The sequence below is a fragment of the Methanoregula sp. genome (genome assembly GCF_052325125.1).
Lineage (GTDB): Archaea > Halobacteriota > Methanomicrobia > Methanomicrobiales > Methanospirillaceae > Methanoregula.
Map to the genome: position 1 here is coordinate 40,037 of NZ_JBKQWO010000006.1, position 6,000 is coordinate 46,036.

Below are 6,000 nucleotides of genomic sequence, written 5' to 3' on the forward strand. Positions count from 1 at the left end.
CCGGACCGGTTGGGCGCCACCATCGATGTCCCCTTTTTGATGACGGAGAAGTCCGGGTTTTGAGCCAGCACGCTGCCCCTTTTGAATTAATAATACGATACGGCACTTTTTTCGCTTTCGATGCCACTTCAGAATGGAAAATATAACCGTCAGTGAAAAAGCGGGATGGAAAAATTATTTGGGGTTATCAGAATCAGCGGTGGGATCCTCCCGTAACACCTGCCGCAGGAGTGTACGAAATTCACCATCGTGACGGGCGAGATTGAAGAATACACTGCGCATTGTTTCAGGAAACTGTTCCCTGTTCATATCATAGAACTGGCAATAATAGGCACACGCATCGATAATAATGTCATCGCGATTCAGGTACTTCTGTTTTGCAATAGTATCCAGTTTTTCAACCAACCCGGTCGGTATTTTCAACGAGACGGCAGTATCGTCACGAGTCATAGTTTGAGATGTCTGTTTTGAGATTATGAAACTATTGCTCAAACGTCTGGTATTTTACGGTATTGGATTTCCGGTTGATAATGGGGGAATTATATTTAGGAACTCGTATATCCCATAAGTGTTTTTTATACATTATGGATGAGGCCCAAACGTGGTTCAATGAAGGTGTGGCTCTTTACGAAAAGGGTGATTACCGGCGTGCAATAACCGCATTTGATAAAGCCATCGCCATTGACCCGACTATGGCCGAAGTGTGGAATAATCGCGGGTTAGCGTTAATTCAGACGGACCAATACCAGGAAGCCCTCCAGTCCATAAACAAGGCATTATCTTTCCATCCCGGTTACGATAATGCCCAGAAAGCCAAGAGAATCGTTCTTGATCTCTTGAAAGAGCCGGAAAATGCAGATACTGCACCGGGACCGGCAGCATCTCCCCCGCCGCAGGATCCTGCCGCCCTAAAACGAAAGCGCTCAAAACTCCTTACGGCAGTGGTCATCGTGATCCTGGTCATCGCAGCGGGGGGGTTCCTTGTCATGAAAACGATGCAGAATCCTGCCGGTACCTTCCTGCATGCAGCCCCCACACCGGAGCCAACGACCGTCCCGACACCCCAACCGACACCCGTGCCGACACCGTTGCCGACAGTGGTCGAGACACCCCAACCGACGCCAACTCCTCCGGTCGTACCGTCTTCAGGGATCTGGATGGAGATCATCTATGACCAGTTCTATTCAGGATCTGTAGGTGCACCGGGTGACCAGCGGATGGTGACCGGCAGCCAGCAGGTATTGCCCAACACCGGTGATCACTTCTACCTGATACCGGCAGCAAATGATGGTCTTGTTTCTGCGTCCATCCAGAAAAACGATGGCTCGGGAGATAAGCTGACCGTCAGGGTCTATTCTGATGGCACCCTGATCAAGACAGATTCAACAACGCTTCCCTATGGGGTCCTTGATGTTCTGGCAGTCATTCCACCATCCGTGGCGACATCGGTGGCCGGCAATAGTACGGGGAACGTGACGGCACCGGCCGGGGCCTGAGCCCTTTGTTTTAGGAATTCCGGGAATTTTTTTAGAAGTCTACAGGTTCGGGGGATCCCGTGCTCCGGGAAAAGCAAAATGGGGGTGAGGGGGTACCCCCCACCCCTCTTTGACCTGAGAGAGGGGATCACCCCCCACCCCTTGCGTGCGTGAAGGTAGGGGGTACCCCCTCTAGTGGTTTCAGTACCTTATCCTGCATTTCGTGTGGAAACTCCGACGGAGCCGTTCTGCCGGATACGGCCGGAGGGGGGAGGGGGGTGAGGGGGTACCCCCCACCCCTCTTTGACCTGAGAGGGGGGATCACCCCCTACCCCCCTTGTCCGCGAAGGTGGGAGGCACCCTCCCCCCCATAGGGGTTTGGGGATGCCGGGCCGGGAGATCTGTTATGTGGCATTCATGCAGGCACAATGCTGGATCTGCTCTCTCATATTGAGCGATGCCTGACGCGCAAAACGCCTCGTCGGGTTTTGCGCTACGCACTTACCTGTTCAGCTGATGATCAGGAACCTTGCCCAGCGAGGGCCCGACGAGGCGCCAGAGCGACTCCCTGCAGAGCAGGGAGGGGGGAGAAAAAGAATCGAGATGATATTATTACTATGGAATTATAACCAAGGATCTATGGGAACAAATATTTTTTTATTATTAATTACCGTTTGTATCGTCATGATTTTAATAACTGGATGTATGAACAATTCAGATAATTCGGTTAATGTACCGACTACAACCGTATCTCCGTCCGTCACAGATCAGGATGTGACCCAAAATGCACCTTCAATGATGACTACCTCAATAACCTCCACTCCCTCGACTGCTACAACAATGGTAGTTTCACCTGTATGCACGGTAAATTATGAGACCGGCACCTGTCCAATTGGTAAATGCTGGGTACATGATTATTGTCGTAAAGATGGGACGCATGTAAATGGATATTGTAGAAAATGTGAGTGAATCTTTATCAAACAAGGATAGATGAACGATGGCAACCTGCATTAAATGTGGTAAAGATCTTGGCTTTTTCAAATCGTTATTGGGAAAGAAAATGTGCAAAGAATGTGAAGAGGCTGAAAATCTTGCTATAGCTCAACAAAGAGCAAAAATGTTAGCCGAATATCACATGTTCTTTGAAAAAAATCTTAAAGCGACATCTATTGACCAACTTGAAGAATGGAAAAATTTTGAAACGGCTTTTCCCGGCATTCACTCACTCGCAAATTCAATGAAAAGTGACGAAATTGTATATATTGCATGTTCGGCGAAGGCCAAGAAATCGAAATATATGGGATCTCGTAGATCTGGTTTATCCGCGCCTGTCTTTGGATTGAAAGGTTTTCGGATGTATATAGGCCAATCAATACCTACCTATCAAATGGTTGATGTTGCTCTTGGTGCTTTAGTGATAACAAACAAGAATATTCATTTATTTACTTCGTGGGGGAATCCAATGAAGATTCCATATAAAAAAGTTGAAGGATTTCATATTTATGACGATGGCATGGAATTGTATCATGGTCTTCAAAAACCTATATTTTTTGTTTTTGGGTTAGTAGATCCAATGCAACGCGATGTAATCGGTCACATCATCGGACTTTTCACACAATAGTGGTTAATTTTTCAAAATAGAGCATTATACCATCAATGTTAGAGTGCTGCTAAGGGGATTCGAACCCCTGTCGCGAGCGTGAGAGGCTCGCATGATTGGCCGGTCTACACTATAGCAGCGTAATTGCTCTAGTAACATGGGCGATGGAGTTACTTAAAGTTTGTCAGCCGTTGTCCGCCCTGCAAAGGGATGGCGCGAAAAGGAAAAAGGAAAAAATCCCCCGGGGCCGGGAGAGGGGAAATTACGGGGTTCTTTTCAATCCGGCCGTGCCCGGGCGTTTTTGTGCGATTACCGGGCATCCCCATAAACAACTATATCCCGAACGGGCGTCGATTAATATGAGAAATGGCTGGTAGTCTTGAAGAGCAGATAGCCGAGCTGGAAGCGGAGCTCGTAAAGACTCCGTACAACAAGGCTACTTCCAAGCATATCGGGCGGATAAAAGCGAAGATGGCAAAACTTCGCGACGAAGCGGTCTTCCGTGCGATGAAGTCCGGCGGGGGCGGGGAAGGCTACTCCGTCAAGAAGTCCGGCGATGCGACCGCAGTCCTCGTCGGGTTCCCGTCGACCGGTAAGAGCACGCTCCTCAACAAGCTCACCGGCACCGAGAGCGCGGTGGCCGCCTACGCATTTACCACGCTGACCGTAGTGCCCGGCGCCCTCGAGCACAAGGGTGCGAAGATCCAGCTGCTCGATATCCCGGGACTTATCGCCGGCGCCGCCATGGGCAAGGGCCGGGGCAAGGAAGTTATCGGCGTCGTGCGGAGCGCCGACATCATCATCATCCTCGTCGATGTCTTCAACGGCAAGCACGTGAACGTCCTCATCAAGGAACTCTACGATGCAGGCATCCGTATCAACGTGCCAAAACCCGACATCACCATCAAGAAGACCTCCGTCGGTGGGGTCAGGCTCTCGGCGGTCGGGACGCTCGATCTCGACATCGAGGATGTGCGGTCGATCCTTGCCGAGAGCAAGATGATGAATGCCGAAGTGCTGATCCGCGGCAACGCGACCCAGGAAGACTTAATCGACGCCGTGCAGGGGAACCGGGTCTACGTCCCTGCGTTCATCGCGGTCAACAAGGTGGACCTCATCGACAAGGAGACGTACCTCGATATCGAGCACGACATTCAGGACCGGTTCGGCACCACGCCGCTCATGATCTCCGCCCATTCCGGGTACCACATGGAGGAGCTCAAGGATGCGATCTACGACTGCCTCGGGTTCATGCGTGTCTACCTCAAGCCCCAGAGCGGCGAGGCCGATCTCGAAGAGCCGCTGATCGTCAGGACAGGGAGCACGGTCGAGACGGTCTGCACCAAGCTCCACCGGGACTTCGTGCGCCGGTTCCGGTATGCCCGCGTCTGGGGAAGATCCGTGAAACACGGCGGCCAGCGGGTGGGCCTGACGCACAAGCTCCTCGACGGGGACATCCTTACCATCATCATCGAACACTAGATCCCCCGCCTCCGGTTAAGGCACGTCGTCCGAAAACCGCTCTGTGAAAAGAGAAGGTCTTCCGGCAGGGATACGGCCCGGAGAACCGGCATGCCGGATGATCCCCGGAATCCTGTCGTAAGCATCCCTGTTATGAGATGTCTGATGCGGTGCATTTTTCGTGTCTGGCGTAATTCAGGCCCTACCGGCAGTGCCGATCGTCTCGAGGAGCACTCGAAGCGGAGCGTCGGTTTTTACCCCGGTACCTGAGAAGTGCGTCCGGCTTGCGGCATACCCGGCGGAACGCAGCCGTTCAAGAACCGTATCAATAGGCGGCGGGGAGACGGCAAGCGACCGGGCAAGGAGATGGTAATCGTAGTGGCTGGAGAGTGGCAGTTCCTCCCAGCAGGTACCAAGAAGTTTTGCAAGATCTTTTTTTGTGCCCAGCTCACTGCAGGCGAGCCGTTCCTGCATCTGCGCCAGTACCTCATCGGTGAAAAGTTTTCCGAGGTAGAGCGGCCCGATGGGGCGGAGCGGCTTTCCGCAGTGGGGGCAGCAGGCAGCGGCAGGGATCATCCCGGGCTGTTCCTCACGGTAGGCACAGGAAGGGCACTGCATCAGAAAACCGATCTTTGCGATCGTCCGGTCTGCTGCCTGTGCGCCCCGGGTGAGCATCAGATTTAAGCGTACGAAGTGCTCCCGGGCAAAACAGAAGAGCGGTTCGATACCCCGGTCGTATTTTACCGTTTCCCTGACAACGAACCCGAGCAGGATGCGGAGCCCGACCTCCGCGTGGTACCCGGTGTTCGCCGGGCGGGCGAAGTACCGGCGGATGCCGGCCCGGAGATGCGCCCCGCAGAGCGGTGCCGTATCCGTCGCGGTTACGAGGAGGAACCGCCGGCACCCCCGCACGCCGGCATCGATGAACGGCGCCGGCGTCCCGAACGGGTCGATGTCGACCGCGTCGAAGGACTGTTCGGAGAGCAGGGAGCTGGCGTCCCGGCAGGTGACCGTGACGGGAAGCCCGGAACGGGCAACATTCTGCCGGATGAGGGGGATTGCTGCCGGGTCGCGGTCGTTTATCGTGACCGGGATCCCGCACTCGTTTGCCACGCGGAGCCCCCGGACACCGGTCGCACCCATGGCATCGAGGTAATCGGAGGGCTGGAGCACCGAGAGGAGGAGGACGGTCGCATCCCGGTTGAGCTCCATACGGCGGTTGAAAAAGACCGGGGCGGTACCGGGGGGGAACTGCTCGCGGGTGTCCTGGACCGGGACAAAAAACGTCGTTTTTCCTTCCGTTGCCTCAATTGTGTCCATTGCGGGAGAGATGTTGAAGCGCGCAAAACTTATACATATTCCCCTGCAATTGGTATGAGCAGTGGGCGAGTGGCTTAGTCCGGATAGAGCGTTAGCCTCCTAAGCTAATGGTCGGGGGTTCAAATCCCCCCTCGCCCGTCAGGC

At 53.8% G+C, this 6,000-nt stretch carries 5 protein-coding genes and 2 tRNA genes; 4 read left to right on the plus strand and 3 right to left on the minus strand.

Annotation, left to right across the window (positions count from 1 at the left end; genetic code table 11):
* Positions 1-174 precede the first annotated feature (174 nt).
* A complete protein-coding gene (locus tag ACLQMU_RS01880; protein ID WP_422150414.1) occupies positions 175-450 on the minus strand; it encodes a hypothetical protein in 276 nt (91 codons plus the stop codon).
* Positions 451-584: 134 nt separating this feature from the next.
* Here ACLQMU_RS01880 and ACLQMU_RS01885 point away from each other — a divergent pair, with 134 nt between their 5' ends.
* Positions 585-1,496: a tetratricopeptide repeat protein gene (locus ACLQMU_RS01885; RefSeq protein WP_422150415.1), complete on the plus strand. Its 912-nt coding sequence runs from the start codon at positions 585-587 to the stop codon at positions 1,494-1,496.
* 976 nt (positions 1,497-2,472) lie between these two features.
* On the plus strand, positions 2,473-3,096 hold the full coding sequence (locus tag ACLQMU_RS01890; protein WP_422148235.1) for a hypothetical protein: 624 nt from the start codon (positions 2,473-2,475) through the stop codon (positions 3,094-3,096).
* 44 nt (positions 3,097-3,140) lie between these two features.
* On the opposite strand, the gene ACLQMU_RS01895 is transcribed toward ACLQMU_RS01890, so the two are convergent.
* Positions 3,141-3,215: transfer RNA gene (locus tag ACLQMU_RS01895), tRNA-Glu, on the minus strand.
* 226 nt (positions 3,216-3,441) lie between these two features.
* Here ACLQMU_RS01895 and ACLQMU_RS01900 point away from each other — a divergent pair.
* A complete protein-coding gene (locus ACLQMU_RS01900) occupies positions 3,442-4,557 on the plus strand; it encodes an OBG GTPase family GTP-binding protein (protein ID WP_422148236.1) in 1,116 nt (371 codons plus the stop codon).
* 174 nt (positions 4,558-4,731) lie between these two features.
* Here the strand turns inward: ACLQMU_RS01900 and ACLQMU_RS01905 are convergent, their stop codons facing one another.
* On the minus strand, positions 4,732-5,856 hold the full coding sequence (locus ACLQMU_RS01905; protein WP_424039643.1) for a tRNA (guanine(10)-N(2))-dimethyltransferase: 1,125 nt from the start codon (positions 5,854-5,856) through the stop codon (positions 4,732-4,734).
* Between the two features lie 63 nt (positions 5,857-5,919).
* Between ACLQMU_RS01905 and ACLQMU_RS01910 the strand changes: the two genes are divergently transcribed.
* Positions 5,920-5,994: transfer RNA gene (locus tag ACLQMU_RS01910), tRNA-Arg, on the plus strand.
* The last annotated feature ends 6 nt before the right edge of the window (positions 5,995-6,000 follow it).

Excerpts from the sequence above, each read along its gene's own strand:
- ACLQMU_RS01880 (WP_422150414.1), bottom strand. The coding sequence starts at position 450 with ATGACTCGTGACGATACTGCCGTCTCGTTGAAAATACCGACCGGGTTG.
- ACLQMU_RS01885 (WP_422150415.1), top strand. The coding sequence starts at position 585 with ATGGATGAGGCCCAAACGTGGTTCAATGAAGGTGTGGCTCTTTACGAA.
- ACLQMU_RS01890 (WP_422148235.1), top strand. The coding sequence starts at position 2,473 with ATGGCAACCTGCATTAAATGTGGTAAAGATCTTGGCTTTTTCAAATCG.
- ACLQMU_RS01900 (WP_422148236.1), top strand. The coding sequence starts at position 3,442 with ATGGCTGGTAGTCTTGAAGAGCAGATAGCCGAGCTGGAAGCGGAGCTC.
- ACLQMU_RS01905 (WP_424039643.1), bottom strand. The coding sequence starts at position 5,856 with ATGGACACAATTGAGGCAACGGAAGGAAAAACGACGTTTTTTGTCCCG.